At 69.8% G+C, this 2,377-nt stretch carries 2 protein-coding genes; both read right to left on the reverse strand.

Features of this window, described 5'->3' with window-relative positions:
• Positions 1–479 (reverse strand): integrin alpha (locus VGV60_17755; protein HEV8703120.1); only part of this gene is annotated, 479 nt, incomplete at its 3' end.
• Positions 476–2,377 (reverse strand): glycosyltransferase family 2 protein (locus VGV60_17760; protein HEV8703121.1); only part of this gene is annotated, 1,902 nt, incomplete at its 5' end. The genes VGV60_17760 and VGV60_17755, both read right to left, overlap by 4 nt.

Here is a 2,377-nt window from a genome sequence, read left to right on the forward strand (position 1 = left end):
CCGTCCATCACCGGACCGCCGAAGTAGATGAAGGCCGCACCCGCGGCGTTTCCATGGATGCTGCTCAAGCGGGCCCCCACGATGACGTCGGCGTAGCCGTCCCCATTCACGTCGCCAGCCCCCGCGACCGAGACGCCGAACTGGTCGTTGGCCGCCATCCCCGTCATGCTCACGAAGGGGGTTGTGGAAAGCCGAGGGCCCCCCAGGTAGACGTAGGCCTCGCCCGCGTCCTTGGCGGCGCTGTCGTTGTAGATGGCCCCCGCGATGACGTCGGCGATCCCGTCGCCGTTCACGTCACCGGCGTTGGCGACGGACCATCCGAGGTTGTCGTCGGGCGCCTCGGCCAGGAGATCGATCTGCGCCTCGGCCACCGCCTGGACGACCTGGGCAGGCGCGGGCGACGCCCCGAACGCGAGCGCGGCCAGCGCGCCGAGGGACCATGGCCAGGAGGGACCGGCCTGCCAACGCCGCGCGCTCATCGCCCGCGGCGGAAGACGTAGAGCGTGTAGCCGAACAGGGCCAGGAGAGGCAGGGAGAACAGCAAGCCCCGCCCCCGGCCCGCGGGCGATGCAGAGTACATCACGTGCACCGCTTCGAGGCCCGGCTTGGGGTTGCGCTCCGAGGTCACGATGCCGTAGTACTCCTCCGGATCCAGATCGTGGGTCTTCTCGTCGTCCGGGGCATGCGCCCGCCGCCAGTAGTCGTCGGGTCCTGTCGGGTTGTCGTAGTTCTTCCACCACTCGTCGGCGAACTCGAACACCACGCCCCCCGCGGTGCGAGAACGAATCTCCCCCCAGGTCTCGCTCAAGACCTGGGCCTGCCTCTGTTCGCTCGTCTCCAGGGAGTTCTGGCCGAACTCCGTGATGAGGAGCGGGCGGCCGCCAGCGATCGGTTTCAGGGTCGCGTCGATGTAGTTGCCGTACCCGGCGAGCACTACCTCGCGGGGCCAGGCTGGATAGAGGTTGAAGCAGGCGATGTCCATGAACGGCAGGGTCAGCCGCCTGGTCGGCGGCCAGTTGGCGTGGCCGACCGGCACCCCGGGGGCCGCCTTCTTGACGGCGTCGTACAGGGATCGGATGCGGGCGTCGAGGAACTCGACGCCGCGGTCCTTGAGCACCCATTCGGGAACCTCGTTCCCGAGAAGGACCGCCAGGAGGTTCGGCTCGCGGCCGATGCCGGCCGCCGAGCCGGCGATCTCGGCGGCGCGCGCGCGGAACGTCCCGTCGCTGCCGATCGATTGCCAGTCGACGTGGTAGCTGTAGATCACCATCAATCCGAAGCGGCGGGCCAGCGGGAAGATCGCCTGCGGCGCGTCGTGGACCAGGATGGTGTTCGCTCCCAGATCCCGGATCATCTCCAGGTCGCGCGACACCGTCGGCTCGCCGGGCCAGCCGCGCTCCTTCCCGGGGCCGGTCCCGGGCAGCCAGGGGCTGTAATGGATCCCCTTGACGAGGAAACCCGCCCCGTCCACCAGCAGCCTGTCGCCATCGATCGCGACGCGGGACGCATGGTCCGGGGTCGCGCTCCCCCAGTGGAACGCCGTCCATCCGCCCGCGCTGAGCGCGGAGACAACCAGCAGGACCATGAGTCGCCGGCGGGTGAGGACGCGGCTCGGCGACAGGGCGCGCGCGGCGCGGAGCGCCCGCTCCGCCGACCGCCTCCCGGCCCGGTCCCCTGCTCCGGCGATCTCCACCCGGCGCGGGGCGTAAAGCGCCAGGGCCACCGGCGCGAACAGGAAGACCATCGAGAACAGGTACATGCTGGGCTGCCACAGGACCGCCGGGCAGTACCACGCGGGGACCAGGAACAGGAGGAGGCCGAAGACCGACGCCCCGACGACGCCGGGCACGAGGGACCACGATCGCGCGCGCAGGTTGGTCGGAATCCACGTGCGCCTCCTCCCCAGCAGACCGTCGACGATGCCGCGCACCGACGTGAAGGCGACGCTCCCATAGACCACCGAACACACGAGGGCGAACGGCCACCACTCGGACAGCCGGCGATGGCGCGCCAGGTAAGCGAGAGACGGAAGGAAGATCGAGACGACGATGGCCGTTCCGCTGAGGAACAGGACGAGCGGATCGGCCGGCGGGAGGCCCGACACGACCGGGAGGACGATGCCGACGAGCAGCAGATAGACGATGAGCAGAGCCTGCATGGCGTAGAAGCCCGTGAACTCGAGCAGGCCGCATTTCTGCGAGACGCTCATGCGGGGATCGAGGAGGACCGGGAGGGCGTGCTCCCGGAGCACCTGCCCGCACCCGAAGGCCCACTTGTAGGCCCGCCGGCAGAACGAGGCATAGGACACGGGGTGGGTCTCGCCGAAGACGATGTCCGGCGCGTACACGATGCGCCAGCCGCTCCGTACCAGCCGGAT

Source organism: Candidatus Polarisedimenticolia bacterium (genome assembly GCA_036001465.1).
GTDB lineage: Bacteria > Acidobacteriota > Polarisedimenticolia > Gp22-AA2 > Gp22-AA2 > Gp22-AA3.